The organism is Hyunsoonleella flava, assembly GCF_004310325.1.
Taxonomy (GTDB): Bacteria; Bacteroidota; Bacteroidia; order Flavobacteriales; family Flavobacteriaceae; genus Jejuia; species Jejuia flava.
Map to the genome: position 1 here is coordinate 1 of NZ_SIRT01000052.1, position 307 is coordinate 307.

The window sequence follows — 307 nt, forward strand, 5'->3', positions numbered from 1 at the left end:
AACTCCTCCACTTAAAACATCACAGGTTATGGGTAATGATGTATGTACTACATTAATAGGTGTTGGTTCAGTGATAGTGATGGTTTCAATATCTTCACAAGAATTGACATCAGTTAATGTGATGGTATAATCACCTGCTGGTAATCCTGAAGTTTGTGTTCCATAGTCCGTACCTGTAGTATCGTTATTTACATTTATAACGAATGGTGGTGTTCCAACTGTATTGTTGATACTTATGCTAATTGCAGCATTAACATCGCCGTTACATAAATTATCAGCCGTTTGAATTACGGAAGCAATTTCTGGT

At 36.2% G+C, this 307-nt stretch carries 1 protein-coding gene; it reads right to left on the bottom strand.

The window, feature by feature from the left end:
- A partial coding sequence (locus EYD45_RS16860; RefSeq protein ID WP_165453964.1) for a hypothetical protein occupies window positions 1-307 on the bottom strand: 307 nt, incomplete at both ends.